Raw genomic sequence first — 24,228 nt, forward strand, 5'->3', positions numbered from 1 at the left:
ACCGCTTACAGCGGCCAGCTATTGGGCCCGATCTCATAACGCAGCGCAGCGGCCGGGGGCAACGTTTGTCTTTCATCGACCGATATCGCATCGACGACGAGGGCGACGTAGCGCCGCCAGCCGTCGGTGCCCGAATCCATCGTTGACAGCACGCTGTAGAGCATCGCGATCAGGCGGGGCAGGTCGTCGGCGACCAGGTCGGCGCGGATCCGGCCGGCCCGCTGGCCTTCGCGGACAAGGGCGGCGAGCGCCTCGTTGAGCGAAACCGAGATGTCCGACGTGAGGGACCCGGCCCGGTGCGCGGCGGTCAACAGGTTGTGCTCACGCGCCCCCAGCGATATCGCCGCTTCGATCAGTTCGGTGAGACCGCGCAGCGGGTCATCGGCGCGGCGCGCGCTGTCGATCACCGGCGTGAGGTCCTCGGCGATGCTCTGATCGAGGGCGGCCCGGACCAGATCGGCCTTGGCCGGGAATCTCCGATAGAGCGTCCGTTCCCCAACTCCGGCGCGACGGGCGACGGCTTCCATGGGCGCGTCGGGACCCAGCTCGCCGTAGACGGCCCGCGCCGCGCGCAGGATGCGCTCGGCGTTGCGGGCGGCGTCGGCCCGCAACGGGCGGTCCTCGACGGCGGTCATCTGGACAGCTTAACTGACGGTTGACTGTCAGTTAGCCGGGCTCTACGCTCCCTAATTGACAGCTATCTGCCACTTAGTAGGAAATGCCGGTGATGTCAACAGCTTCCGAAGTCCACTCTGACGCCGATCTTCCCGTGCTGCCCGCCCCGCGCGCCGAGCGCTGCCCGCTCGCGCCGCCGGCCGAGTTCGCGGACTGGCGGCAAGAACCGGGGCTCCGGAGGGCGATGTTCCAGGGCAACCCGGTCTGGGTGGTGAGCCGTTACCACGACATCAGGCAGGCGCTGGTCGATCCCCGCCTGTCCGCGAAGACCATTCCCGACGCCATCATGCCGAAGGACGCCAACAACAAGGTCCCGGTGATGTTCGCGCGGACCGACGACCCCGAGCATCATCGATTGCGGCGCATGATGACCGGCAACTTCACCTTCCGGCGTTGCGAAGCGATGCGGCCACGAATCCAGGAAACGGTTGACCACTACCTCGGCCAGATGATCGACGGGGGAGCGCCGGCGGATCTGGTGCGCGAATTCGCCTTGCCCGTGCCGTCGTTGGTGATTGCGCTGCTGCTGGGGGTGCCGCCCGAAGATCTCGGGCTCTTCCAGCACCACACCACCGTGGGCTTGGACCAGAGGTCCTCCGACGAGGAGAAGGGCCAAGCCTTCGGGGCGATGTACGCCTACATCGAGGAGTTGGTGGAGCGCAAGGAGCGCGAACCCGGCGACGACTTGATCAGCCGCCTCGTCACCGAATACGTGGCGACGGGTCAGCTCGACCATGCCACCACGGCCATGAACAGCGTGATCATGATGCAGGCCGGCCACGAAACCACCGCCAACATGATTTCGCTGGGAACGGTTGCGCTGCTGCAACACCCCGACGTATTCCGCCGACTCGGACAAATCGACGATCAAGCCGTGGTCGCGAACATCGTCGAAGAGCTCATGCGCTACCTCAGCATCGTGCACAGCCAGGTCGATCGCGTGGCGACCGAAGATCTGATCATCGGCGGTCAGCTGATCCGCGCCGGCGATTTCGTCATGATGAACCTGCCCGCGGGGAACTGGGACGCCGAGTTCGTCGACAATCCGGAATCGTTCGAGGCCGACCGAAACACCCGCGGGCACTTAGGGTTCGGGTATGGCGTGCATCAATGCATCGGAGCGAACCTCGCCCGCGTCGAAATGCAGGTCGCGTTCGCCACGCTGGCGCGCCGCCTACCCGGGCTCCGACTGGCGGTATCGCCGGAGGAGCTGCGGTTCAAAGACGCCAACATCTACGGCATGAAAGAACTTCCGGTCAGTTGGTGACCAACGATCTGCGGTTCGACGACCAGGTCGCCGTGATCACCGGCGCCGGCGGCGGCCTGGGCAAGCACTACGCGTTGCTGCTGGCATCCCGCGGAGCGCGCGTCGTCGTCAACGACATCGGCGGGTCGGTAACCGGGGATGGCGCCGACGGCGAGGCCGCACGCGCCGTCGTCGACGAGATCCGTGAGCGGGGCGGCGACGCCGTCGCCGACACCCACAGCGTGACGACTCCCGAAGGCGGACAGGCGATCATCGACGCCGCCCGGCGCGCGTGGGGGCGGGTGGACATCGTGATCAACAACGCCGGGATCGTCGGGGACGCGCCGTTCGCGGACATGACCGCCGACCGGCTCGAACCGCTCGTCGACGTGCACCTGAAGGGCGCGTTCTACGTCACGCGACCCGCGTGGGCGGTCATGCGCGAGCGGGGCTACGGGCGGATACTGAACACCTGCTCGGCCGCCGGAATCCTTGGCGCCGAACGCATGAGCAACTACGGTGCGGCCAAAACCGGATTGATCGGCTTCACCCGCGTGCTGGCCGCCGAAGGGGCGGCCCACGACATCAAGGTCAACGCCATCGCGCCGATCGCGTACACGCGGATGCTGGCGCGCGAAGTCGAGCACGCGACCGGGCGGCAGGACGACCAGGCGGCGCAGGCGGTGTTGGATGACCTTGTGCACCAATACCTTCAGAAGTTGGACCCGGCGCTGGTGGCCCCGGTGGCGGCGTTTCTGACGCACCGCGAGTGCCCGGTGTCCGGCGAGATCTACACGGTGGGCGCCGGCCACGTCGCCCGCTTCTTCATCGGCAGGACAAAGGGTTTCCACCGTCCCGGGCTGTGCATCGAGGACGTGCGCGACCACCTCGACGAGATTCGGGACGAAGCGGGCTACACGGTCCCGGCCGGACCCGCCGACGAGATGGCGGAGCTGTTCGCAACCATCGCCGGCCGGCCCGGCTGACGGTCGGACCTATTTGCGGATCAGACGCCAGATCACGAATCCGATGCCCACGGCGGCGCCCAGCACCACCGCGGCCAACACGGTCTGAAACGCATCGATCGCGATCCAGCTGGGCTCGTACGAGCCGGTGGCCCCCACGCATTCGAAGCTGACGCTGGTCCCCGACTGCCCGGGTTTGTAGCTGTAGTTGGTGGTGTCGTAGGCCAGCTGGTATCCGCTGTCGCACACGAAGGGGCTCGTCCAGAGCGCGCTCGACGGCATCATTGCGGTCAGGGAGGCGGCGGCGCCGATGCAGAGGCCAAAGGTCCCGAGGACCGCGCCGATCCGATCGGGCCACCCGCGCAGGCCCAGCGGCCGCCGGCGGCCCTGCGCCGCTTGGCGCTTCGACCCGACCTGTTGGGCAAACGCGGGCGGCCCGGCGAACGCGCTGTAGTCCGGTGCGGCGCCCTGCCCGGAATACACCACTGATGAGTGGCCCACCTGGAACGTCGCTTTCCCGTGTTTGAAGATGTTGTCGATCTGTTCCTGGGACAGGCCCGCCTGGGCCGCGGCTTGCATGAACGCCGCCCGATGCTGGGCCATCTCGGGCCCGGAAGGCCCGCCGGGGCCCGCCGGCGCCCCGGAGCGCAAACCCTCCCACAACGACTCCGCGTACTGGCGGGCACGGTCGTCGCCACCCTGGCTCGCGCCCGTTTGGACGCTGAAGAAGGAGCGGGGCCGCCCCCCGGCGCGGTTCTGGTCGGCGGCCGCCTTGGCCTCGGCCAGTTGACGTTCCAGCTCGGCGATGCGCTTCTGCTCCGCCAGCTGACGCTCCAGGTCCGCGATGCGCTGTTCGGGATCGTCGGAGTCCATCGGCAAATGGTCCCACGCCGAAACCGCGGGTGCAGCAAATTCAGCAGCCGAAGGCGGCACCGAACCCGTCCGGCGGTGGCACCGGCTTCAGGCAACCGAACGGCTGGATGCCGGCGGCGGCGAACCGCACCGCCGACTGATGGGCGTAGTTCACGCAGAGAAGGCCCGAATCGTCGGCGCGGCAGCGGTAGTCGCCGAAGGACAACGAATCCCCGTTCGCCAGTTCGGGTCCGTTGCCGCTGAGGAACGGACCCGGATCGGCGCGCGCCGACCCGACCTGGAGGGTCGTTCCGTCGAAGTCGACCCAGCCGCCCTTCCAGTCGCCGTAGGCCGTGTCCGGGCGGGGCGGGGGATTGGTCAGGGCGACCAGACACGCCAGCGCGCCGCCGGTGCGCTTGGAATCGGTCATGCACGACACTTTGCCCGCCTGCGCGGTGAGGGCGATGTCGTTGCCGAGCGGCGTGGTGGTGCCGTCGCGGGAAGCGTTGTGGTAGCGGCCGGGATCCGCGGGGTGAGCTGCCTCGATCCAGGCGATGACGTCGGAGATCGCGGCCCCGGCCCCGGGCGCGGCGGATGGCGCCGGGGGTTTGCTGCCCGACGGTCCGGCCGGCGTCGTCGCGGAAGCCCCCGCCGACGGCGGCGTGGTGGTCTGGGGCTGCCCCGAGCCGCCGCCCGGATGCGAGCACCCGGCGACGAGCAATGACACGGCGACCAGCGCGGCGATCCGCATCCCGTCAGGCTAGCCGCCACGCCCGGCGATTCGATCGCTACCCGAGCACGACCGCGGTTGTGTCGGCTACCGTCACTGGTATGCATGAGCGCACAATTCGCGCCCGCACGACCGCCGGCATCGTCGAAGGTTTCACCCGCGACGGCGTAAACCGGTGGCGGTCCATCCCTTACGCCCGCCCGCCGGTGGGCGGGCTGCGATTCCGGGCGCCGCAGCCTGCGCCGCCGTGGTCGGGCGTGCGGCACTGCCACGGCTTCGGCAACTGCGCGCCGCAGCAGCGCCGCTACACGATGCTCGGTGTCGGCCGTTATCAGCCGATGAGCGAGGACTGCCTCACCCTCAACGTCGTCACGCCCGAGGCCACGCCGGACGAACCGCTGCCGGTCATGGTGTTCGTCCACGGCGGCGGCTACATCATGGGCAGCTCGGCCACACCGCTGTACGACGGTGCCGCGCTGGCTCGCCGCGGTTGCGTGTACGTGTCGGTCAACTACCGCTTGGGCGCGTTGGGGTGTCTGGACCTGTCCTCGCTGTCGACGCGCGACACGAAAATCGACAGCAACCTGTACCTGCGCGACCTGGTGATCGCGCTGCGGTGGATCCGGGACAACATCGCCGAATTCGGCGGGGACCCCGGCAATGTCACGATCTTCGGCGAGAGCGCGGGCGCCTGCATCACCTCCACGCTGTTGGCCGTGCCCGACGCCGAAGGCCTCTTCGCGCAGGCGATCTCGGAGAGCCCGGCGTCGGGGTTGGTGCGATCGCGGGAGATCGCCGCCGAGTTCGCGAAGCGCTTCGCCGGCCTGCTCGGAGTGCGCCCGCAAGACGGCGCCCACGCGTTGATGAAGGCGTCCGCGGCGCAACTGGTGGAAACGCAACACCGGCTGATCGACCAGGGCATGGAGAACCGGCTGGGCGCTTTCCCGATCGGTCCCGTCGTCGGCGACGACGTCCTGCCCGTCGACCCGGTCGAGGCGATGCGGTCCGGACGTGCGCACAAGGTGCCGCTCATCGTGGGCACCAACGCCGAGGAGGGCCGCCTGTTCACCCGCTTCCTCAAGATGTTGCCGACGAACGAATCGATGATCGAAGAGCTGCTGGCCGACACGGAACCGGCTGCCCGCGAGCGCATTACCGCCGCCTACCCCGACTACCCAGCGCCGTCGGCCTGCATCCAGCTCGGCGGCGACTTCGCGTTCAGCTCGGCGGCCTGGCAGATCGCCGAGGCCCACGGCAACCACGCGCCCACCTACCTCTACCGCTACGACTACGCCCCGCGGACGCTGCGCTGGTCGGGTTTGGGCGCCACGCATGCCACCGAGCTACTGGCAGTCTTCGACGTCTATCGCACCCGGTTCGGTGCGCTGCTGACCGCGGCCGCCGACCGGCGCGCGGCGCTGCGGGTCAGCAACCATGTGCAGCGGCGGTGGCGGTCCTTCAGTCGCACGGGTTCGCCGGGCGACGACTGGCCCGCGTACACCCGCGCCGAACGCGCCGTGATGGTGTTCGACCGCAAGAGCCGGATCGAGTTCGATCCGCACCCGCACCGCCGCATCGCCTGGGACGGCTTCTCACTTGCGCAGTGACCTGGCACGCTAGACCCTCATGCACGCCGACACCGAGCAAGTCATCGAGCGACCCGATAACCTCACGGCCTCCTGGCTGGCCGCGGCGATCGGCTGCGGACCCATCGCCGACTTCGGCGTGGAGCGCATCGGCACCGGACAGATGAGCGAGTGCTACCGCGTCCGGCTCACCTATGTCGATTCGGAAGCCGACGCCGGCGCCGGGGGGCCGGAGTCGGTGGTGCTGAAGGTCGCGGCCTCCGATCCGGTGAGCCGGCAGACGGGTTCGGCCCTGGGCCTCTACGAGCGCGAGGTCCGCTTCTACGGCGACATCGCGCCGCGCCTGGGCGGGCCGATAGCGCCGTGCTACCACGCGGCCGTCGACACCGCCACGGGCGTCTTCGATCTGCTGCTGGGCGACGCCGGGCCCGCCGTCGTGGGCGACGAAATCGCCGGTGCCACAACGGAACAGGCGCGCATCGGCGTAGTCGAATTGGGACGGCTGCACGGCCCGCTGCTCGGGGACCCGTCGCTGGCCGATGCGCCGTGGCTCAACCGCGAGACGCCGCTCAACCAGGCGATGATCGCGTCGCTGTACGCCGGCTTCGTCGACCGGTATGGCGACCAGATCGCGCCCGAGCACCGCGTCGTGTGCGAGCGGCTGGTCGCCGCGTTCGACGGTTACATTGCGGCCGAGTCGGAACCGGACCGGATCCGCGGCCTGGTGCACGGTGACTACCGGCTGGACAACATGTTGTTCGGCATCGCCGGGGCCGACCGCGCGCTGACCGTGGTCGATTGGCAGACGGTGTCCTGGGGGCCGGCATTCACGGACCTGGCGTACTTCCTGGGTTGCGCGCTGCGGGCGCAGGACCGCCGGGACCACTACGACGAATTCCTCCGGTCCTACCACGACGCGCTGGGCCCGGAACCGCCCGTCAGCCTCGCCGATGTCGCCGAAGGTGTCCGGCGGCAGAGCTTTTTCGGCGTGATGATGGCGATCATCTCGTCGATGCTCGTGGAGCGCACCGACCGCGGCGACCGGATGTTCATGACGATGCTGCAACGCAACTGCGAACACGTTCTCGACACCGACGCGCTGGCGACCCTGCCCGCCGCGGCGGCGCCGGAGCCGCTGCGGCCGTCGGAGGACGACGAGCTCGCCCACGACCCAACCGGCGAGCCACTATGGAGTGAGAGTTGGTACGCCGACTTTGCCGATGCGGCACAGGGATTGGGCGGCTGGTTTCGTCTCGGCCTGATCGCCAACCAGCAGCACGCCCTGGTGCACGTCCTGCTGTGCGGACCCGACATGCCGACGGTCGCGGTCGACGCCGAGGTCCCGCTGCCGGCGGACCCGTGGGTGGTGCGCGCCGACGCCTTCGAGCTGGACCACTCCGCCAGCACCCCGCTGCAGGCCTATCGGGTCGACGTGCGCGCGCAGGCCCACGCCTACCCGGACCCCTCGGCCTTGTTGCGCGGCGAGCCGGGCACTCCCGTCGAGATGACGATGAACCTGGAGTGGGCCACCGACGGCGCCCCGTACAAGTACCGGCTGACCACGCGCTACGAAATCCCTTGCACCGTCTCGGGAACCGTCACGATCGGCGACACCAGCTACCGCGTCGACTCGGCGCCCGGGCAGCGCGACCACTCGTGGGGCGTGCGCGACTGGTGGACCATGGACTGGATCTGGAGCGCGCTGCACCTCGACGACGGCACCCACCTGCACGGCGTGAACATCCGCATCCCGGGCGCCCCGACGTTCAGCATCGGCTACGTTCAGGACGCCGCCCGCAACGTCACCGAACTGGACACCGTCGCCTCGCGGGAATCCTTCGGCGACAACGGGTTACCGCTGAGCGCGACCGTGGAGCTCAACCCCGGCGCCGCCGCCGCCGACATCGCGGTGCGCGGCCACGCCCCGGTCCGCATGGTCGCCAAGGATGGGCGCGTAAGCCAGTTCCCGCGCGCCTGGGTCAGCGTCAAAACCGCGGACGGCCGCAGCGGTGTCGGTTGGGTGGAATGGAACCGCAACCTCGCCCAATAGCGACCAGGCCAGTCGTCGTGGTGATGGGCGTCGCGGGATCGGGCAAGTCGACGGTGGGGACGGCGCTGGCGCGACGGTTGGCGGTGCCCTTCGTGGACGCCGACACGCTGCACCCGCCGGCGAACATCGCCAAGATGACCGCCGGTGAACCGCTCGACGACGACGATCGCCAGCCCTGGCTCGACCGCGTCGGGGAGTGGTTGGCCGGCCACCGCGATGGGGCCGTGGCGAGTTGCTCGGCCCTCAAACGCAAATACCGCGACCAACTCCGCGCCCACTGCCCAGAAGTCGAGTTCCTGCACCTCGCCGGTTCGCCGGACCTCATCGGCGGCCGGCTGACCGCGAGGTCGGGCCATTTCATGCCCGCCGCGTTGCTGCGATCCCAGTTCGACGCGTTGGAACCGCTCGGCGCCGACGAGGCCGGCGTCACCGTGGACGCCGGCCTAGCGGTCGACGCCATCGTCGACGCCTTCGTGGCCGGTGGCTGATCCGTCGCTTTACGTTCTCCGCCGGGCCGCGGCGCGCCGCGGCGTGTAGCATTATGCTACGGTCTGTAACGGAATGCTGCAGGAGCGGAGGAAGGTCATGGCAGAGGCCCTCGATCGCGTCACGCGGGTTGCCGCCGACCTGATGGACAGTGCGGCGTCCGAGGGCGCCCGCCAAAGCCGTTCGGCCAAACAGCAACTCGACCACTGGGCGCGGGTCGGGCGCGCGGTATCCAGCCAGCACACCAGCTCGCGGCGGCGGGTGGAAGCGGCGTTGGCTGGCCACCTGGCGACCGGCGAGCTCACCGTCGAGGAGGGCGTCGTGTTCAACGCCGAGATCTCGGCCGCCATCGAGGAAAGCCTGGCGCGCACCAACTACGGGGCGGCGCTGGCCGGCCAGGGGATCACCACGGTGGCCCTCAACGACGCCGGCGACATCGTCGAGCACCGACCCGACGGCACCGAGGTGGTGCTTTCGGGCACGCGCTGACCGCGCGGGACGATGAATCGACTGGATCTGGTCGTCGGGCCGAACGGAGCCGGCAAGTCGACGTTCATCGCCTTCACCCTCTCGCCGTTGTTGCCCCGTGGCTTCGTCGTCAACGCCGACGAGATCGCTCGGCAGCGGTGGCCCGAGGACCCGGCGTCGCACGCGTATGAGGCCGCGGAAATCGCCGCCGACACGCGCGCCAAGTTGATCGAGCTGGGCCGGTCTTTCATTGCGGAGACGGTCTTTTCGCATCCCTCGAAGCTGGACCTGATCCGCCGCGCGCGCGGCGCGGGCTTCACCGTCGTCCTGCACGCGCTGCTCGTCCCGGAAGACCTTGCGGTCGAGCGGGTTCGGCATCGCGTGCTTGCCGGCGGGCACCGCGTGCCCGAGGACAAAATCCGTCAGCGGCACCGCCGCTTGGGGGCGCTCGTCGCGGACGCCGTCGCCCTATCCGACATCGCGACGGTCTACGACAACAGTCGCCTGCGCGGGCCGCGCATTGTCGCCCAACTGAGCGGCGGTGAGCTGGTCGGATCGCCCGTCTGGCCGGAGTGGGCGCCAGAGGAACTGTCGGCGCGCTGGCCGAGCTGAACGCGATTACCAGGGGCGCCGGCGCCGACGGGTCGGAACGGCGTCGCCCACCCGGTCGCGGGCAGTGTCAGCCAGTTCGCCGGCAAGTTCGCTGCCGCGCGTGGCCGCCGTGTTGGCCAACTCGATGCCGCGTAGCCGGGCGATCTCGGCGAGCTCCACGCCGCGATCGCGCGCCGTGTCGGCGAGCTCCTCGCCGCGCTTGCGGGCCTTCTTCGCCAGCGGTGCGCTCTTTTCCGCGGCCGTGCTGGCGAGTTCCTCGCCGCGTTTGCGGGCCTTCTTCGCCAGTGGCGCGCCCCTCTCCGCGGCGGTGCTGGCGAGTTCGCGGCCGCGTTCGAGGGCGGCCTCGGCGTAGGGCGCGCCCCTTTCCGCGGCGGTGCTGGCGAGTTCGCGGCCGCGTTCGAGGGCGGCCTCGGCATAGGGCGCGCCCCGTTCGGCCGCGGTGCTGGCCAGTTCACGCCCGCGTTCGGCGCCGGCCTGCAGACCGTGCACGATCTTTTCCGCGAGTTCGCCGCTTTCGCCGTCGGTTCCGGGAAGCGCCGACGACATTCGCTCGGAGAGCCGTTCCGCGGCCCGGCGGCCCCGCCAGCCCAGGGACGGCTTGCCGGCCGTGTCGGCGGACGCGATGATCAGTCCGCCCACCAGGCTGAGGTCGGTCAGAAAGTCCTTGCGCTTCTGGGCTTTCAGCTGCGGGTCGCTCTCGCTCCAGAACATGTGCGCGCCGAGGTTGGCCGGCAGCACCGTGAAGGCAAGCGCCGCCGAGGCGACGCGCGGGGCCTTGCCGATGGCGAGCAGCAAGCCGCCGCCGATCTGGACGGCGGCATTGAGCTGAGCGAACGTCTGGGGGTCGCTGGGAATGCTGCTCCCCACCGGATCCGGCAGGGCGCGAAGACCGTCGACCGCCGGCGCCGCGGCCTCGGCCGCCGGCTTGGGATTGAGCAGCGAGTCGATTCCCTGGCCGATGAACACGGCCGACAGCAGGGGCCTCGCGATTCTGCGGATCAACATGGCAGCTGGGTTACCCGGCCGACCGGCGGGCAAACCGCCGTGGCTGTCGGCGCAGCTCGCGGCGGTGGCATCCGGCCCGGCGATATGGTGGAGCGCGTGCGGGCGTTGATCGTCGTCGACGTGCAAAACGACTTCTGCGAGGGTGGCTCGCTGGCGGTGACCGGCGGTGCGGCGTTGGCCTCCGCCATCACCGGATACCTCGCCGGCGCGCCCGGTTACGACCACGTCGTCGCGACCGCGGACTTCCACGTCGACCCCGGCGACCACTTCTCCGACCGCCCGGACTACCGGTCGTCCTGGCCCCCGCATTGCGTCGCGGGCAGCCACGGCGCGGATTTTCACCCCGGCCTCGACACCCACCTCATCGAGGCGGTGTTCCGCAAGGGCGATCACGCCGCGGCGTACAGCGGCTTCGAGGGCGTCGACGGCACCGGGACCCCACTGCTCGAGTGGCTGCGCCGGCGCGGGGTCGACGAGGTGGACGTCGCCGGCATCGCCACCGACCACTGCGTCCGGCGGACCGCCGAGGACGCGGCCAGGGCCGGCCTGTCCACTCGGGTGCTGGTGGATCTGACCGCGGCCGTGACGGCGGATTCGGGCGCGGAGGCGTTGGCGGAGATGCGAGCCGCCGGCATCGAGCTGGTTGGCGGCCCGTGATGGTGGTGCCCCTGGATCGGGAGCGCCTGCTCGCCGCCGTGGAGCGCTCGCCGCGGGCCGCCGCGGCGCATGACCGCACCGGCTGGGTGGGGCTGTTCACCGGCGACGGCCGGATCGAAGACCCGGTGGGATCGCGCCCGCACGTCGGGCATTCGCAGATCGGCCGTTTCTACGACACCTTCATCGGCCCCCGCGACATCACGTTCCATCGCGACCTCGACATCGTCGTGGGCACGGCCGTGCTGCGCGACCTCGAGCTCGAGGCGTCGATGGGCTCGGGCGTGACGATGTACATACCTGCCTTCCTGCGGTACGACCTCCGAGAAGACAACGGACACTGGAAGATTGCCCACCTGCGGGCCTATTGGGAGTTGCCGGCGATGATGCTGCAGTTCCTGCGGGCCGGGTCGCGGGCGGCGTCGCCGGCCGTGGCACTGTCGCGTGGCTTGTTGGCCAATCAGGGATTCCGGGGGACCGCGGGCTTCCTGGCCGGCTTTCGGCGCGCCGGCGCGCGGCGCAAGGGACTGGCGGAGGCCTTCCTCGGCGCCGTCGCCCGGAAGGAGGCGTCCGCGGCTCGTCGTCTGCTGTCGCCAACGGCCGCAATAACTTTGGGCGACAACGACCGGCTCGATGTCGCCGAACTCGTCGAACAGCTCGGCGGGGCCGGCTGGACCAAGGTGATCGGCGCGGGGACCACCGTCGCGGTTTCGGTCAGCTCGCCCCACGGGCGCGGCGTCATGCTCGTCGACGCGGCCCGGCCCGGCAACGCGATCGACCGGATCCGGTACTTTCCCGCCTGACGGCTCCGATCTTTCGAGGGTGCCGAAGTTAGCCAGTGCCGGATGCGTATATGTCTTGCCAGGCAAGTGATACTGCCGTAGAAATAGCTGTCACCGAATGGAGGCGGGCGATGGGCGTGGTGCGGATCTTCGGCGTGGGAGTGGCGTTCGCCGCCGTCCTGACGGTAGGAACGGCCTGCACGGTGACCACCACCTCGTCTTCCTCGTCGAGCTCGTCCAAGCCCGCGTCGTCCACCACGACGCCCTCGAGTTCGGCGACACCGACTACCACGTCGAGCGCGCCGCCGTCGGGGAGCGCCCAGCTGGGCGACTACACGTATTTGCTGCTGCAGCCGACCGACATCGGGCCCGACACCGCGACCACGGCGCCGCCCGTGCAGAACCCCGGCGGTATCGCCGGAGCAGGCGTGACGTACGCCAATCCCGATCGGACGAGGAGCATCGACGACCTCGTCGTGGTCTTCACCGACCCGGCGACCGCCGCACAGGAGGCCAAAGAGCGCGCCTCGTCGTACGGCAAATACGTCACCGGGACCCCCCAGCCGTTCGAGGTCGGGACCAACGGGCTGATCGCAGTGGGGACTTCGCCCGACAACTCCAAATCGGTGACGTATGTGACGTTCGCCGAGGGAAGGGTGGGCGTCGACCTCGAGTTCGACAGCGCGCCCAACGATCCCGCTCCGCGCGACGTCGTGCTGGACATGGCCCGCAGACAAGACCAGGTCATCAAGGACCGGTTGCCCGCCTAGCGGGGTTCAGCGCGGGACCATCAACGCCAGTGTGGCCGCCGACAGGCACAGGTAGGCGCCGGGGAACGCGAGGTTGTAGAAGACGCGTGCCCGCACGTGAGTAACGACCGCGCCGACGAAGAACATCACCAGGCCTGTGGCGGCGGCAATTCCCAACGCGCGCAAGCTCACCAGTCCCACAATCAACCCGGCGGCCCCGGCCAGCTTCACCGCCGCCAGTGGCCGCAACCACGAGCGAGGCACCCCCACCTCGGCGGAGTTGGCCACGACGAACCCGGCCGGAATCAGGTCGGCCACGGCTATTCCGGCGGTGACGACGGCGGTTGTCAGCGTGATCACGATGTACGCGGTGTGCATCTCCGTCAATCCCTTGTCTTACAGGTGTTTCCGCGGCGGCGAGCCGGATGGCCGCGGCGCGCGTTGCGGCGCACAATCGGTAGGGTCATGGTGCAGGTCTCCTTTGCGACAGAGAGTTCGATGGATGCGTTCACCTTCTTGACGACTCCCACGCGGAAAAGGTGACCCATGAGCGCACCAAAGGATCTGGTTGATCTCGCGCAGCGGTTCGACGCGGATCGACGACACCTCAGATCGGTCGCGTTTCAGCTGCTCGGCTCGGCGGCCGACGCCGACGACGCGGTCCAGTCGGCGTGGCTGAAGGCCAGCCGCCGCGGATTCGAAGCCGTCGCGGACATCGACAACCTCACCGGCTGGTTCACCACCATCACTGCCCACGCCGCCATCGACCAGCTCCGGGCGCGCGGGCGGCGCGCCGAGCAGCCGCTCGGCGATCCCACCGAGCTGGACCGGCTCACCGGGGCCGCGGCGGCCCCGGCCGACGAGGGCGCGCTGCTGGCGGACTCGGTCGGCAGCGCACTGCTCGTCGTGCTCGACCGGCTCTCACCCGCGGAGCGTGCGGCGTTCGTGCTGCACGACGTGTTCGCCATGCCGTTCGAGAAGGTCGCCGCCCTCCTGGACCGGTCGCCCGCCGCGGCGAAGAAACTCGCCAGCCGGGCCCGCGGGCGCCTGCACGCCCGCCCGGCGGTCGAACCGGCCCGCGCGGCCAAGCACCTCGAGATCGTCGAGGCGTTTCTGGCGGCCTCCCGCGGCGGCGATATCGCCGCCCTGCTCGAGCTGCTCGCTCCCGACGTGGTGCGCCGGGTCGACCCGGCGCTGGTCCCCGCCGACGTGCCGACCGAGGTGTGTGGGGCGAGGGAAGTGGCCGAGGAGACCCGCCGCTTCGCCAGGCGCGCACGGGCCGGGGTGGTCCTGCTTATCGACGGCGCCCCGGGCGTCGTGCTCGCGCCAAGCGGGCGCGCGCAGGCCATGTTGCGGATCGTCATCGGCCCCGACGGCCGGATCCACACGATCGACATCACCGGCGATCCGGATGACCTGCGCCGGGCCGTTCTCACGCTGCCGGTTACCGGGCAAGATCGGTATCGCCATGCTCGATAAGCCGTTTGGGCGACGAAGTCTGCTGCGGGGCGCGGGTGCGCTCACCGCGGCTTCGCTGGCGCCCTGGGCCGCCGGCTGTGCACCCGACGACGACGCGCTGACCTTCTTCTTCGCGGCCAACCCCGACGAACGGGATCGCAGGTTGCGCATCATCGAGGAATTCCAGCGCCAACACCCCGACATCAAGGTCCGCGCGGTGCTGTCGGCGCCGGGCGTGATGCAGCAGCTCTCGACGTTCTGCGCCGGCGGCAAGTGCCCGGACGTGCTGATGGCGTGGGAATTGACCTACGCCGAACTGGCCGACCGCGGGGTGTTGCTGGACCTCAACACCATGCTCGCGCGTGACCCGGCCTTCGCGGCGGAACTCAGATCGGACAGCATCCCGTCGCTGTACACCACCTTCGCGTACAACGGGGGCCAGTACGCACTCCCGGAACAGTGGTCGGGAAACTACCTGTTCTACAACAAGCGGCTTTTCGCCGACGCCGGGCTGCCCGCACCGCCGGGAACCTGGGAACGGCCCTGGAACTGGGCCCAATTCCTCGACACCGCAACCGCGCTCACCAGGCGAGCCCGCTCGGGACGAGCCACCCAATGGGGTTTCGTCAACATGTGGTTCTCGTACTACTCGGCCGGGTTGTTCGCCATGAACAACGGGGTGCCCTGGGCCACCCCGCTGACGAACCCGACCCACTTCAATTTCGGCGACGACGCGTTCAGCGAGGCGGTCCAGTTCTACGCCGACCTGTCCAACCGGCACCGGGTGGCGCCCGACGCGTCCGAGGTGCAGTCGATGTCCACGCCCGATCTGTTCGCATCGGGCAAGGCGGGGATCGCGCTGGGTGGCCACTGGCGCTACCAGACGTTCATCCGGGCCGAGGACCTGGATTTCGATGTCGCCCCGTTGCCGGTGGGGCCGCGACGGGAGGGACAGCCCGCCCGCTCCAACATCGGTGCCACCGGACTGGCCATCTCCGCGAGCAGTCAACGCAAGCAGCAGGCGTGGGAGTTCGTCAAATTCGCGACCGGACCCGTCGGCCAGGCGTTGACCGGTGAATCCACCCTCTTCGTGCCGGTGCTGCGGTCGGCGCTCGACTCGACCGGTTTCGCCGAATCGCACCACCGGATCGACAACCTCGCCGTGCTCACCCAGGGGCCGGCCTATTCGGACGGAATGCCGGTCACCCCGGCGTGGGAGAAGATCGTCGCCCTGATGGACCGCAGCTTCGGGCCGGTGCTGCGCGGATCCCGCCCGGCGACGTCGCTGACCGGGCTGTCGCCGGCCCTCGACGAAGTGCTGCGCAATCCATGACGTCGGTCGATACCCGCAACGACGGCGAGGGGTCCGGTCCTTTGCAGCGGCGGGCGAGGGCCGGTCGCCTGTTCGTCGCGCCCAACCTGGCCGCGGTCGCGGTGTTCATGGTCTTCCCGCTGGTGTTCTCGCTGTACATGAGCTTTCAGAGCTGGGACGTGTTCAGGCCGCCGAAGTTCGTGGGGCTCAAGAACTTCAAAGAGCTGTTCACCTCCGACCCGCTGTTCCTCATCGCCATCCGCAACACGGTGATCTTCACCCTCGGCACCGTCGTGCCGACCATCGTCATCAGCCTCCTCGTGGCCGCGCTGCTGAACCGGAAGGTCAAGGGCATCGGCGTCTTTCGCACCATCGTCTTTTTGCCGCTGGCCATCTCGTCGGTGGTGATGGCGGTCGTGTGGCAGTTCGTCTTCAACACCGACAACGGGCTGCTCAACATCATGCTCGGCTGGGTCGGGATCGGGCCGATCCCGTGGCTGGTCGACCCCAACTGGGCCATGGTTTCGTTGTGCATCGTCAGCGTCTGGCGCAGCGTGCCGTTCGCCACCGTCATCCTGCTCGCGGCGATGCAGGGGGTTCCCGAAAGCCTCTACGAGGCCGCCAGGATCGACGGCGCGGGCGAGATACGGCAATTCGCGTTCATCACGGTGCCGCTGATCCGGGGCGCGATGTCATTTGTGGTGGTCATCTCGATCATCCACGCGTTCCAGGCGTTTGACATGGTCTACGTCCTCAACGGCGCCAACGGTGGGCCCGAAAGCGCCACCTATGTGCTGGGCATCATGCTGTTCCAGCATGCGTTCTCCTTCCTGGAATTCGGCTACGCGTCGGCGCTGGCCTGGGTGATGTTCGCGATCTTGCTGGTGCTGACCGTGGTGCAGTTGCGCCTCACGCGGCAGCGTTCTTTGGAGGCTTCCGGTGGTTTTGGCTGAGCGGGTGTTCAAGCGCAACGCGTTTCGCGCCGTCCTGGTGTACACCGCGCTGATCGCGATCGCGTGGTGCTGGCTGTTCCCGATCGCCTGGGCCGTGTCCGGCTCGCTGAAAAGGGAAGGCGAGGTGACGGAGCCAAGGCTTTTGCCGGCGCATCCGCGGTGGTCCAATTACACCGAGGTGTTCTCGCTGATGCCGTTCTGGCGCATGTTTTTCAACACCGTGCTCTACGCCGGGTGCGTCACGGCCGGGCAGGTATTCTTCTGTTCGCTGGCCGGATACGCGTTCGCGCGGCTGCACTTTCGGGGCCGGGAGACGTTGTTCGTGCTGTACCTGGGCACGTTGATGGTGCCGCTGACGGTGACGGTGATCCCTCAGTTCATCCTGATGCGCACCTTGGGCTGGGTGGACACCCCGTGGGCGATGATCGTGCCGGGTTTGTTCGGCAGCGCCTTCGGCACCTATCTGATGCGGCAGTTCTTCCGCACGCTGCCGACCGACCTCGAGGAGGCGGCGATCCTGGACGGTTGTTCGCCATGGCAGATCTACTGGCGCATCCTGCTGCCGCACGCGAGGCCGGCGGTGATGGTGCTCGCGGTGCTCACCTGGGTCAACGTCTGGAACGACTTCCTGTGGCCGCTGTTGATGATTCAGCGCAACAGCCTGGCGACGCTCACGCTCGGGCTGGTCCGGCTCCGCGGCGAATACGTCGCCCGCTGGCCGGTGATCATGGCCACCTCGATGCTGATCATGGTGCCGTTGGTCGTCATCTACGCCTTCGCCCAGCGCTCCTTCGTACGGGGCATCGCCGTCACCGGGATGAACGGATAGCCATGGCATCGGTCAGTTTCGAGGGGGCGACGCGGCGCTATCCGGGTGCGGATCGACCGGCCCTGGACGGCCTCGATCTCGACGTCGGGGACGGCGAATTCGTGGTCCTGGTCGGACCGTCCGGCTGTGGCAAGACGACGTCGCTGCGGATGGTGGCCGGACTGGAAACACTGGACGCCGGGCGCATCCGGATCGGGGACCGCGACGTCACCAACGTCGACCCCAAGGATCGCGACGTGGCGATGGTCTTTCAGAATTACGCGCTCTACCCGCACATGACCGTGGCGCAGAACATGGGCTTCGCGCTGAAGATCGCCAGGACACCGAAAGCCGAGATCCGCGAGCAGGTGCTGGCCGCGGCGAAACTGCTTGACCTGCAGCCCTACCTGGATCGCAAGCCCAAAGACCTGTCCGGCGGGCAGCGCCAGCGGGTCGCGATGGGCCGCGCGATCGTGCGGCGCCCGCAGGTGTTCCTGATGGACGAGCCTTTGAGCAATCTCGACGCCAAACTGCGCGTGCAGACCCGCAACCAGATCGCCGCACTGCAGCGCCGGCTCGGCACCACCACCGTGTACGTCACGCATGACCAGGTCGAGGCCATGACCATGGGGGACCGGGTCGCCGTGCTGTGCGACGGGGTGCTGCAACAGTTTGCGACGCCGCGCGAGCTGTACCGCAACCCCGACAACGTATTCGTAGCGGGATTCATCGGGTCCCCGGCGATGAACCTGTTCACCCTTCCCGTTGTGGACTCCTCGGTGTCGCTGGGGGACTGGCCGATCCGGGTGCCGCGCGAGATCGATGGCACCGCAAGCAAGGTTGTCGTCGGGGTCCGCCCCGAACACTTCGAACTGGGCGGCCTCGGCGTCGAGATGGAAGTCGACGTGGTCGAGGAGCTGGGGGCGGATGCCTATCTCTACGGCCGAATCACGGGTTCGGGCAAGGTGATCAGCCAGCCCGTCGTCGCGCGGGCCGACGGGCGTCAACCGCCGGAGAAGGGTAGCCGCGTGCGCCTGCATCCCGAACCCGGGCACTTGCACTTCTTCGGCACCGATGGCCGCCGGATTTGTTGAGCAGCGCCGAGCGCGGCGTCGGGCGCCGGAACCTATCCGCTCGCGCAGCCGATCGCGTGAAGGCGGCGTTGCACGCGCGCGATGTCGTCGTCGGAGGGCATCGCGTTGGTGACGTGGGTTATTGCCACCCCGACATCGGCGCTGCTGATCGGCGCGCATCTGCGCATGATGAGTTCTCTTGTGATGGTGTTGATCTCATCGTTCGATACGCGCCGGTGCGACAAAGCCGCCAGCGGCGCGTAACCGGTCGTCGGCATGCCGCTGGGGTACCCGGCGCGCAAAAAAGCGACGATGCTCGACACCCAAAGGGACAGGTCCATAACGTCCACCTCGCTCACCGCCACACGCTGTGCATTAGCGGCACTTAGCAACTTAGCAGCGGCAACGTCATCAGCCCGGTAAGACCACGCAGTTACTTACGACTAATTTATGGATTTTTCAGACTTGAGCCCGAAACCTTAGCGCTTTACCAATTTCGACACGGTGGCGCGCCGCAACCCTGTTTGGCCGCAACGCTTCCTAGGATTGCCGGGTGGTCGATCGCTACGGAACCGATGTCCTCGCCGCGGGTCGGCGCAAGCCCCGCTCGACGGAACACCCGGCCGATCCCGGCCTGGTGGTCGAGGACGTCGAAACCGGCTATGTCGGAGCGGTGGTGCGCGTCGAATACGGTCGCGTCGACCTGGAGGACCGGCACGGTCACATCCGCGGCTTTCCGCTCGGCCCAGGGTATTTGCTCGAGGGGCGCCCGGTGATCCTCACCGCGCCGCGCCGCGCCGCCCCCGTTACCGCGGCCAGGACGGCGTCCGGCTCCGTGGCGATGCCCGGCGCGCGCGCCCGGGTCGCCCGGGCCGGCCGGATCTACGTCGAGGGCCGCCACGACGCCGAACTGATCGCACAGGTATGGGGCGACGACCTGCGCATCGAGGGCGTCGTCGTCGAGCACCTCGGTGGCATAGACGATCTGGTGGGCATCGTGGCGGAGTTCGGGCCCGGCCCCGGGCGCCGGCTGGGCGTGCTCGTCGACCACCTCGTCGCCGGTTCGAAGGAGACGCGGATCGCCGAGGCGGTGCGCCAGGGACCGGGCGGCCGCGACACCCTGGTCGTCGGCCACCCCTACGTCGACATCTGGCAGGCCGTGAAACCGCAGCGGCTCGGCCTGGCGGCCTGGCCGGAGGTGCCACGGCACATCGAGTGGAAGCACGGTGCCTGCGAGGCGCTGGGCCTGCCGCACGCCAACCAGGCCGATATCGCCCGGGCTTGGCGGCGCATTCGCTCGAGTGTGCGCGACTGGAACGATCTCGAACCGGCACTCATCGGCCGCGTCGAGGAGCTCATCGATTTCGTCACGGAACCGCTCGGGCGCTGAACCGTTTTTGACTGAAAAGATCCGCGGGATTTTATTCGCCCGTTGATCCCGCCCGGCGGGCACGACCTGCCCGACGGACACCGGTGGTCCCCGGACCGGCTACTTCCGCGCTTCCCGGCCCGGCCAACAAATCCCACGACACGGGGCAGAGTCGGTTCATCAGAGCAACATCGCACCCGTGCGCGCAAACGGGGCGGTAGCGATGCTCCAGGCAAGCGATGGGTCGCCGCGTCCGTGCAAAACGAATGCGCCCGGCGTCACGCATCGGTTCCGAGGAGCACTAAATCCGTGCAGGCCTAATCACCCGCGGGAAACGGAGGATGTTTATGACCGACGCACTCGTCATCGATGCGGAGGGGCTCGACCGGCTGTCGTGTAATGCCAAGGCCAACCCCGACACCGGAAAGAAGACGCTCAAGGCGACGACGGTCTGTGAAGCGGGGTTCCGCAACATGACCTACGTGCGCGGCCTCGCGCCGATGCTGGTCGGCGAGCCGCCGGCGCTGCTGGGCGACGATTCGGCGCCCAACCCGTCGGAGACCGCCCTGGCGGCACTGGGGTCCTGCGTCTCGGTTGGCCTGCTGGCCAACGCCACGCACCGTGGTGTGGCCCTGACCAAGATCGAGGTCGAGATGGAGGGTGACATCGACATCTCGGCCGTGTGGGGGGTGGGTGACACCCCCGAGGGGAAACGCCTCGGTTTCAGCGCCGTGCGCTGCAAGGTCACCCTCGCCGGCGATGCCGACGACGCGACCCTCAAGCAGATCCATGACACCGCGATCGCGTGGTCGCCGGTGGTCAGCACGTTTCGCAACCCGGTGACCGTGGACTCGACGCTGGTCACCGAATAGGAGGGAGTGTCATGACCACGACGATGGACGCCGCGGCCGGCCGGCTGGACCTCCAACTGCTGGAAGACATCCGGGTGCACGCGGGGGCCTTGGACCGTGGCGAGCAGCAATCCCGCCGCAGCTTCGCCGCGCTCGGTGCCGCCGGACTGCTCGGGATCGGCGCGCCGGGCAACGTCGACGGCAGGCTCCCCGACATGGCCGACGTCATCCGGCGGATCTCCGGTGAATGCATGAGCACCGGGTTCTCGTTGTGGGCCCATCGAATGACGGTGGAGTATTTGCTCAATGCCGCAACCCCTTTCAGTATCGCGGCGGCGCGGCCGCTGCTCGCCGGAACCGTGCCCGGGGTCACAGCGATGGCGTCGGCTTTCCGGGAAGCGGCGGCCTGCGGCGGTCTGGAACTGACGGCGGCGCCGGTCGACGGCGGCTATGAGGTGTCCGGCCCGATCAGGTGGGCCAGCAACCTGCACGCGGACGCCACGATGGTGACCGCCGCGCGGACCGATGCCGGTGAAAAACTCATCGTGGCATTGCCGTTGAATACACCGGGAGTCGTCCTGGGTGACCACTTCGACCTGCTGGCACTGGGCAGCACCGCGTCCTCGTATCTGAATCTGCGGGCCGCGTACGTTCCCGCCGGGCAGGTGCTGTCGCGCGACTTCGACGAGTTTCTGCGAGCGGTGCGCCCGACTTTCCTTATCCTGCAGTCGGCGATGTGCCTGGGGTTGACCCGAACCGCCGTGGAGCAGAGCAGGCTTGGTCTGTCGGGGGTCAACTCCGTGTTCGCCGCCGACGTCGACCGCCTCGCCGAGAAGCTCGCCGCGGCGGAGGCAACGTTGGCCCGATTGGCCGCCGCGGTCGGCGGGGCGACCACGCCGACCAAGAAAGAGCTGCTGACGCTGCGCCTTGGCGCTGCCGAACTTTCCAGCGCGAGCGCCGATCTGGAAATCCGAACCGCCGGAGGCAAGGGCTACGCCAGCAGGACGTCGGCGAGCAGGCGCTACCGGGAAGCCGCGTTCATTCCCGTCCAGTCGCCATCGGAAGCGCAACTGCGCTGGGAACTCGCCGCATGCGCCTGAGCCCGCGTCGATGGTGACTCCCGTGGCGGTGCCACCCGAAGGCACCGAATCGCATCAGCTGGTCGGCGGGATCCCGCTGGCCAGTTTGGTACGCGACTTCCACCGTCCGATGGTGAACTTCGCTCGCACCATCGTCAATTCGACAGCAGTGGCCGAAGAAGCGGTCCAGGAGGCCTGGGTGCAGGTCCTGCAGTCGTCCGATTCGTTCGAGGGACGTTCTTCGGTGCGTACCTGGCTGTTCGGGATCGTCAAGAACACCGCGTCCCGCCACCGGCGCCGCGAGTCGCGCATCCGCGACCACGAGGTCCTCGCCGCCGCTAACGCCGATCCATTGTCGGGTCGCATGCACCCCGCGGGGCACCCCGACGCCGGGCACTGGAGCGTCCCGCCGTCGCGGCGCTTCCTGCCCGAGGACCAAACCGTGGCAAGCGAACTCGTCGGGTTCGTGCGTTCCGCGCTGGACGCGTTGCCGCAGCGCCACCGACAGCTGATCATCCTGCGCGACCTCGTCGGCGCATCGGCCGAAGAGGCGGCCGAGATCCTGCAGCTTTCGGCAGAAGCGCAGCGCGCCCTGCTCTACCGCGCCCGCGGAAATCTGCGAAACGAATTGGAAAAGCGGTATCACCGATGACCCTCTCCGACAACATGATCCCCGCCATCGACTGTGTCGACTTCGTGAGGCTCGTCGACGAGCTCGTCGATTCCGACCCCGCGCGGTGGGGCGCGATCGTCGCCAAGCACCTCGCGGAGTGCCCGCCGTGCCTGGTCTATCTGCAGCAAATGCTCGACCTCAAGATCCTGCTCAACCACGTTTTCGAGGGGGAGAAGCTCAGCGCCGAGCACATCACCGGGGTCACCAACGCGATCAGCGAATTCAAGAAAGGCCAGAACGGATGACGATCGACACGCAGGCGCCGCATTTGGAAAGGCAATTGACGACGGGAGACACGCTGGTTTCGTTCTATCCCGGCGCGGCCGACGGCGCCGCCAAGGGGCCCGCTGGAGATCCGTTCGAGCCACTGAGCGTGGGCGCCATGGTCGACCGGGTGGCCGCAATGGCGGTCGAAAAGGCCGCGCACCCGTGGGCTTTCTTCATGCGTTCCTTGGTCGGCGGCGCGATGGTGGCCTTCGGGGTGCTGCTCGCGCTCGTGGTGAGCACCGGTGTGAAGACACCCGGGGTCGCGAGCCTGTTGATGGGCCTGGCATTCGGCATGTCCTTCGTTCTGATCCTGGTGTCGGGCATGTCGTTGATCACTGCGGACATGGCCGCCGGGTTGCTTGCCGTGCTGAAACGCTCATTGAGCCTCCCGCGCTACGCGTCGCTGGTTGTCGTCGGTCTCATCGGCAATGTTGCCGGCGCGTTCGTATTCGTCACGATCTGCGGCGCCGCCGGAGGCCCATATCTGGGCGCCTTCGCCGAGCGGGCGGCGACCGTCGGCGCCGCCAAGGCCGGCCAGCCGTTTTCGACCGCGCTGTTGCTTGCAGTGGTGTGCACCTGGTTCCTGCAGACCGCGATGTGCATGTTCTTCAAGGCCCGCACCGACGTTGCGCGGATGGCATTCGCGTTCTACGGGCCGTTCGCGTTTGTGATCGGCGGCACCCAGCACGTGATCGCGAACGTCGGCTTTCTCGGGCTTCCCCTGTTGCTCAAGCTGTTTCACTCCGGCGCACCGGGCGTCGGCATCAGCTGGGGCTTCGGCCACGACGGCTTGCTCACCAACATCGGTGTCACCGCCGTGGGCAACCTGATCGGCGGCACCGTCTTCGTGGCGTTGCCCTTCTGGACCATCGCGCAGCTGCAGCGCCGCGAAACCTGAATATTCCCCGATCAGCGGGTGAATAGGCGGTTACCTCCGGGCGGCTTCCGTCGGCCGGGGGAAGCAACGGCCCCAACGTGATTCAGCGACTGCCCTCCGTCCCCGATGGTTGAGGACTAAAGCCTCACAACCCTCTTCGACGTCCGAGCACGCGACCGAGCTGGCGTTCGACGAGGCCTCTCGTCGGGGCGTCGACCTGGTCGCCTTGCACGCGTGGAGCGACGTCACGACCGAGGTTCCGTTCTTGGATTGGGCGACCGTGGAGGAGGAGGGGCAGCGCAGTCTGGGCGAAAGCCTGGCGGGCTGGGGCGAACACTATCCGGATGTGACGGTGCGCCGGGTGATCGTGCGCGACCGGCCGGCCCATCACCTCATCGATGCGGCGGAATCGGCCCAACTCGTCGTGGTCGGCAGCCACGGCAGAGGCGGTCTCACGGGCATGCTGCTGGGCTCCGTCAGCAACACGCTGCTGCATTCGGTGCGAATTCCGGTGATCGTCGTGAAGCCTGCGTAGCCGTCGCTGGGCGCCTTAGCCCGCGCGCAGGGCGGTGGCCGTCCACGCACAGATCCCCGCAAGGTCGCGGCCCGCGCGCATGACCGTGCGGTCCGGGCGCACCAACGCCGCGG

General features: G+C 68.6%; 27 protein-coding genes and 1 pseudogene. 22 read left to right on the plus strand and 6 right to left on the minus strand.

Features of this window, described 5'->3' with window-relative positions:
- Positions 1 to 5: 5 nt before the first annotated feature.
- A complete protein-coding gene (locus A5655_RS25310; protein WP_067015309.1) occupies positions 6 to 635 on the minus strand; it encodes a TetR/AcrR family transcriptional regulator in 630 nt (209 codons plus the stop codon).
- A 92-nt stretch (positions 636 to 727) separates the two neighbouring features.
- On the opposite strand from A5655_RS25310, the gene A5655_RS29050 reads away from it, so the two are divergent.
- Together A5655_RS29050 and A5655_RS25320 are read left to right on the plus strand one after the other, a co-directional pair.
- The gene (locus A5655_RS29050; RefSeq protein WP_231999269.1) at positions 728 to 1,942 is read left to right on the plus strand and encodes a cytochrome P450; all 1,215 of its coding nucleotides are present in this window, start codon (positions 728 to 730) and stop codon (positions 1,940 to 1,942) included.
- Positions 1,939 to 2,907 (plus strand): SDR family NAD(P)-dependent oxidoreductase, encoded by a 969-nt coding sequence (locus A5655_RS25320; protein ID WP_231999270.1) that lies wholly within the window; start codon positions 1,939 to 1,941, stop codon positions 2,905 to 2,907. The genes A5655_RS29050 and A5655_RS25320 overlap by 4 nt, the downstream gene beginning before the upstream one ends.
- A gap of 9 nt (positions 2,908 to 2,916) precedes the next feature.
- On the opposite strand, the gene A5655_RS25325 is transcribed toward A5655_RS25320, so the two are convergent.
- Positions 2,917 to 3,759, minus strand: coding sequence for a hypothetical protein (locus A5655_RS25325; RefSeq protein WP_067015315.1), 843 nt, complete (start codon positions 3,757 to 3,759; stop codon positions 2,917 to 2,919).
- 40 nt (positions 3,760 to 3,799) lie between these two features.
- The gene (locus A5655_RS25330; protein ID WP_067015318.1) at positions 3,800 to 4,489 is read right to left on the minus strand and encodes a hypothetical protein; all 690 of its coding nucleotides are present in this window, start codon (positions 4,487 to 4,489) and stop codon (positions 3,800 to 3,802) included.
- Positions 4,490 to 4,569: 80 nt separating this feature from the next.
- Here A5655_RS25330 and A5655_RS25335 point away from each other — a divergent pair, with 80 nt between their 5' ends.
- The 5 genes from A5655_RS25335 (at position 4,570) to A5655_RS25355 (ending at position 9,670) form a co-directional block, all read left to right on the plus strand.
- On the plus strand, positions 4,570 to 6,075 hold the full coding sequence (locus A5655_RS25335) for a carboxylesterase/lipase family protein (protein WP_067015321.1): 1,506 nt from the start codon (positions 4,570 to 4,572) through the stop codon (positions 6,073 to 6,075).
- Positions 6,076 to 6,094: 19 nt separating this feature from the next.
- Positions 6,095 to 8,104 (plus strand): phosphotransferase, encoded by a 2,010-nt coding sequence (locus A5655_RS25340; RefSeq protein ID WP_067015324.1) that lies wholly within the window; start codon positions 6,095 to 6,097, stop codon positions 8,102 to 8,104.
- A 23-nt stretch (positions 8,105 to 8,127) separates the two neighbouring features.
- Positions 8,128 to 8,592 carry a gluconokinase gene (locus tag A5655_RS25345; RefSeq protein WP_197508797.1) on the plus strand — a complete coding sequence of 155 codons (465 nt, stop codon included), beginning with the start codon at positions 8,128 to 8,130 and terminating at the stop codon, positions 8,590 to 8,592.
- A gap of 97 nt (positions 8,593 to 8,689) precedes the next feature.
- Complete coding sequence (locus tag A5655_RS25350; RefSeq protein WP_067015400.1) at positions 8,690 to 9,079, plus strand: hypothetical protein; 390 nt, start codon at positions 8,690 to 8,692, stop codon at positions 9,077 to 9,079.
- Between the two features lie 12 nt (positions 9,080 to 9,091).
- Positions 9,092 to 9,670, plus strand: a complete 579-nt coding sequence (locus tag A5655_RS25355) for an AAA family ATPase (protein WP_067015330.1) — start codon at positions 9,092 to 9,094, stop codon at positions 9,668 to 9,670.
- 6 nt (positions 9,671 to 9,676) lie between these two features.
- Here A5655_RS25355 and A5655_RS25360 read toward each other — a convergent pair whose 3' ends face one another.
- Positions 9,677 to 10,675: a DoxX family protein gene (locus tag A5655_RS25360; RefSeq protein WP_067015333.1), complete on the minus strand. Its 999-nt coding sequence runs from the start codon at positions 10,673 to 10,675 to the stop codon at positions 9,677 to 9,679.
- 96 nt (positions 10,676 to 10,771) lie between these two features.
- On the opposite strand from A5655_RS25360, the gene pncA reads away from it, so the two are divergent.
- From pncA to A5655_RS25375, 3 genes are all read left to right on the plus strand, one after another.
- The gene (gene pncA, locus A5655_RS25365) at positions 10,772 to 11,332 is read left to right on the plus strand and encodes a pyrazinamidase PncA (protein WP_156765033.1); all 561 of its coding nucleotides are present in this window, start codon (positions 10,772 to 10,774) and stop codon (positions 11,330 to 11,332) included.
- On the plus strand, positions 11,332 to 12,132 hold the full coding sequence (locus tag A5655_RS25370) for a ketosteroid isomerase family protein (protein ID WP_067015339.1): 801 nt from the start codon (positions 11,332 to 11,334) through the stop codon (positions 12,130 to 12,132). Before pncA ends, A5655_RS25370 begins: the two co-directional genes overlap by 1 nt.
- A gap of 110 nt (positions 12,133 to 12,242) precedes the next feature.
- Positions 12,243 to 12,881, plus strand: coding sequence for a hypothetical protein (locus A5655_RS25375; RefSeq protein WP_067015342.1), 639 nt, complete (start codon positions 12,243 to 12,245; stop codon positions 12,879 to 12,881).
- Positions 12,882 to 12,887: 6 nt separating this feature from the next.
- Here A5655_RS25375 and A5655_RS25380 read toward each other — a convergent pair whose 3' ends face one another.
- Positions 12,888 to 13,238: a DoxX family protein gene (locus tag A5655_RS25380; RefSeq protein WP_067015345.1), complete on the minus strand. Its 351-nt coding sequence runs from the start codon at positions 13,236 to 13,238 to the stop codon at positions 12,888 to 12,890.
- A 168-nt stretch (positions 13,239 to 13,406) separates the two neighbouring features.
- Between A5655_RS25380 and A5655_RS25385 the strand changes: the two genes are divergently transcribed.
- From A5655_RS25385 to A5655_RS25405, 5 genes are read left to right on the plus strand one after another with little or no spacing between them, the layout of a single operon-like run.
- Positions 13,407 to 14,339, plus strand: a complete 933-nt coding sequence (locus tag A5655_RS25385) for a sigma-70 family RNA polymerase sigma factor (protein WP_067015348.1) — start codon at positions 13,407 to 13,409, stop codon at positions 14,337 to 14,339.
- Positions 14,329 to 15,651 (plus strand): sugar ABC transporter substrate-binding protein, encoded by a 1,323-nt coding sequence (locus A5655_RS25390; RefSeq protein WP_067015351.1) that lies wholly within the window; start codon positions 14,329 to 14,331, stop codon positions 15,649 to 15,651. The genes A5655_RS25385 and A5655_RS25390 overlap by 11 nt, the downstream gene beginning before the upstream one ends.
- Positions 15,648 to 16,583, plus strand: coding sequence for a carbohydrate ABC transporter permease (locus A5655_RS25395; RefSeq protein WP_067015354.1), 936 nt, complete (start codon positions 15,648 to 15,650; stop codon positions 16,581 to 16,583). The genes A5655_RS25390 and A5655_RS25395 overlap by 4 nt, the downstream gene beginning before the upstream one ends.
- The gene (locus A5655_RS25400) at positions 16,570 to 17,412 is read left to right on the plus strand and encodes a carbohydrate ABC transporter permease (protein ID WP_067015357.1); all 843 of its coding nucleotides are present in this window, start codon (positions 16,570 to 16,572) and stop codon (positions 17,410 to 17,412) included. The genes A5655_RS25395 and A5655_RS25400 overlap by 14 nt, the downstream gene beginning before the upstream one ends.
- Before the next feature lie 2 nt (positions 17,413 to 17,414).
- Entirely contained in the window at positions 17,415 to 18,485 is a 1,071-nt protein-coding gene (locus A5655_RS25405; RefSeq protein ID WP_067015360.1) for an ABC transporter ATP-binding protein, read from the plus strand.
- Positions 18,486 to 18,517: 32 nt separating this feature from the next.
- Here the strand turns inward: A5655_RS25405 and A5655_RS25410 are convergent, their stop codons facing one another.
- Complete coding sequence (locus A5655_RS25410; RefSeq protein ID WP_369807250.1) at positions 18,518 to 18,823, minus strand: DUF3349 domain-containing protein; 306 nt, start codon at positions 18,821 to 18,823, stop codon at positions 18,518 to 18,520.
- Between the two features lie 194 nt (positions 18,824 to 19,017).
- On the opposite strand from A5655_RS25410, the gene A5655_RS25415 reads away from it, so the two are divergent.
- The 7 genes and pseudogenes from A5655_RS25415 to A5655_RS25445 all read left to right on the plus strand — a co-directional run.
- The gene (locus A5655_RS25415; protein ID WP_067015363.1) at positions 19,018 to 19,854 is read left to right on the plus strand and encodes a DUF3097 domain-containing protein; all 837 of its coding nucleotides are present in this window, start codon (positions 19,018 to 19,020) and stop codon (positions 19,852 to 19,854) included.
- 326 nt (positions 19,855 to 20,180) lie between these two features.
- A complete protein-coding gene (locus A5655_RS25420) occupies positions 20,181 to 20,705 on the plus strand; it encodes an OsmC family protein (RefSeq protein ID WP_067015365.1) in 525 nt (174 codons plus the stop codon).
- 11 nt (positions 20,706 to 20,716) lie between these two features.
- Positions 20,717 to 21,784 carry an acyl-CoA dehydrogenase family protein gene (locus A5655_RS25425; protein WP_067015368.1) on the plus strand — a complete coding sequence of 356 codons (1,068 nt, stop codon included), beginning with the start codon at positions 20,717 to 20,719 and terminating at the stop codon, positions 21,782 to 21,784.
- A gap of 10 nt (positions 21,785 to 21,794) precedes the next feature.
- Positions 21,795 to 22,415 carry an RNA polymerase sigma factor gene (locus A5655_RS25430; RefSeq protein WP_067015371.1) on the plus strand — a complete coding sequence of 207 codons (621 nt, stop codon included), beginning with the start codon at positions 21,795 to 21,797 and terminating at the stop codon, positions 22,413 to 22,415.
- Positions 22,412 to 22,681 carry a hypothetical protein gene (locus tag A5655_RS25435; RefSeq protein ID WP_067015374.1) on the plus strand — a complete coding sequence of 90 codons (270 nt, stop codon included), beginning with the start codon at positions 22,412 to 22,414 and terminating at the stop codon, positions 22,679 to 22,681. Before A5655_RS25430 ends, A5655_RS25435 begins: the two co-directional genes overlap by 4 nt.
- Positions 22,678 to 23,601, plus strand: coding sequence for a formate/nitrite transporter family protein (locus A5655_RS25440; RefSeq protein WP_067015376.1), 924 nt, complete (start codon positions 22,678 to 22,680; stop codon positions 23,599 to 23,601). The genes A5655_RS25435 and A5655_RS25440 overlap by 4 nt, the downstream gene beginning before the upstream one ends.
- 133 nt (positions 23,602 to 23,734) lie before the next feature.
- Positions 23,735 to 24,115, plus strand: a pseudogene (locus A5655_RS25445) (universal stress protein); the annotation flags it as partial.
- Between the last annotated feature and the right edge of the window lie 113 nt (positions 24,116 to 24,228).

Source organism: Mycobacterium sp. 1081908.1 (genome assembly GCF_001673535.1).
Classification (GTDB): domain Bacteria; phylum Actinomycetota; class Actinomycetes; order Mycobacteriales; family Mycobacteriaceae; genus Mycobacterium.

Bases quoted from the DNA above. Each gene is read 5' to 3' on its own strand.
- A5655_RS25310 (WP_067015309.1), bottom strand. From the start codon at position 635: ATGACCGCCGTCGAGGACCGCCCGTTGCGGGCCGACGCCGCCCGCAAC.
- A5655_RS29050 (WP_231999269.1), top strand. From the start codon at position 728: ATGTCAACAGCTTCCGAAGTCCACTCTGACGCCGATCTTCCCGTGCTG.
- A5655_RS25325 (WP_067015315.1), bottom strand. From the start codon at position 3,759: ATGGACTCCGACGATCCCGAACAGCGCATCGCGGACCTGGAGCGTCAG.
- A5655_RS25330 (WP_067015318.1), bottom strand. From the start codon at position 4,489: ATGCGGATCGCCGCGCTGGTCGCCGTGTCATTGCTCGTCGCCGGGTGC.
- A5655_RS25335 (WP_067015321.1), top strand. From the start codon at position 4,570: ATGCATGAGCGCACAATTCGCGCCCGCACGACCGCCGGCATCGTCGAA.
- A5655_RS25340 (WP_067015324.1), top strand. From the start codon at position 6,095: ATGCACGCCGACACCGAGCAAGTCATCGAGCGACCCGATAACCTCACG.
- A5655_RS25345 (WP_197508797.1), top strand. From the start codon at position 8,128: ATGGGCGTCGCGGGATCGGGCAAGTCGACGGTGGGGACGGCGCTGGCG.
- A5655_RS25350 (WP_067015400.1), top strand. From the start codon at position 8,690: ATGGCAGAGGCCCTCGATCGCGTCACGCGGGTTGCCGCCGACCTGATG.
- A5655_RS25355 (WP_067015330.1), top strand. From the start codon at position 9,092: ATGAATCGACTGGATCTGGTCGTCGGGCCGAACGGAGCCGGCAAGTCG.
- A5655_RS25360 (WP_067015333.1), bottom strand. From the start codon at position 10,675: ATGTTGATCCGCAGAATCGCGAGGCCCCTGCTGTCGGCCGTGTTCATC.
- A5655_RS25370 (WP_067015339.1), top strand. From the start codon at position 11,332: ATGGTGGTGCCCCTGGATCGGGAGCGCCTGCTCGCCGCCGTGGAGCGC.
- A5655_RS25375 (WP_067015342.1), top strand. From the start codon at position 12,243: ATGGGCGTGGTGCGGATCTTCGGCGTGGGAGTGGCGTTCGCCGCCGTC.
- A5655_RS25380 (WP_067015345.1), bottom strand. From the start codon at position 13,238: ATGCACACCGCGTACATCGTGATCACGCTGACAACCGCCGTCGTCACC.
- A5655_RS25385 (WP_067015348.1), top strand. From the start codon at position 13,407: ATGAGCGCACCAAAGGATCTGGTTGATCTCGCGCAGCGGTTCGACGCG.
- A5655_RS25390 (WP_067015351.1), top strand. From the start codon at position 14,329: ATGCTCGATAAGCCGTTTGGGCGACGAAGTCTGCTGCGGGGCGCGGGT.
- A5655_RS25395 (WP_067015354.1), top strand. From the start codon at position 15,648: ATGACGTCGGTCGATACCCGCAACGACGGCGAGGGGTCCGGTCCTTTG.
- A5655_RS25405 (WP_067015360.1), top strand. From the start codon at position 17,415: ATGGCATCGGTCAGTTTCGAGGGGGCGACGCGGCGCTATCCGGGTGCG.
- A5655_RS25420 (WP_067015365.1), top strand. From the start codon at position 20,181: ATGACCGACGCACTCGTCATCGATGCGGAGGGGCTCGACCGGCTGTCG.
- A5655_RS25425 (WP_067015368.1), top strand. From the start codon at position 20,717: ATGACCACGACGATGGACGCCGCGGCCGGCCGGCTGGACCTCCAACTG.
- A5655_RS25430 (WP_067015371.1), top strand. From the start codon at position 21,795: ATGGTGACTCCCGTGGCGGTGCCACCCGAAGGCACCGAATCGCATCAG.
- A5655_RS25435 (WP_067015374.1), top strand. From the start codon at position 22,412: ATGACCCTCTCCGACAACATGATCCCCGCCATCGACTGTGTCGACTTC.
- A5655_RS25440 (WP_067015376.1), top strand. From the start codon at position 22,678: ATGACGATCGACACGCAGGCGCCGCATTTGGAAAGGCAATTGACGACG.